The organism is Rhodoplanes roseus (assembly GCF_003258865.1).
Classification (GTDB): domain Bacteria; phylum Pseudomonadota; class Alphaproteobacteria; order Rhizobiales; family Xanthobacteraceae; genus Rhodoplanes; species Rhodoplanes roseus.
In genome coordinates this window covers 1-324 of the sequence record NZ_NPEX01000710.1, presented here as the reverse complement: position 1 = coordinate 324, position 324 = coordinate 1, and the positions used below count along the sequence as shown (strand labels likewise).

1 pseudogene is annotated in these 324 nt (G+C 59.6%); it reads right to left on the bottom strand.

Annotation, left to right across the window (positions count from 1 at the left end):
- A pseudogene (locus CH341_RS34815) lies at window positions 1-324 on the bottom strand (EmrB/QacA family drug resistance transporter); the annotation flags it as partial.

Genomic DNA, 324 nt, shown 5'->3' with positions numbered 1-324 from the left:
CGCTGATGAGCACGATGAGACCCGACTGATAGGCGTTGTAGTCGGGGATCTGCGCCAAAAACTGCGGGATGAGATAGAGGATGCCATAAAGCGCGGCACCCGTGACGAGGCTCATCAGAAAAACGCTGCCGAAGCTCCGCTCAAATAGGATCGACAGGTCGATGACGGGCTCGGCCGCCCTCCTCTGCCCGACGATGAGCAGGACAAGCCCGAGAAATGACGCGAGGCTGAGACCCACGATCAGCTCGGACTGAAACCAGAGTTCGCGCTGTCCTTCCTCCAAAACCGTCGTCAGGCAGCCGAGAAAGAGCGCCAGTCCGAGGA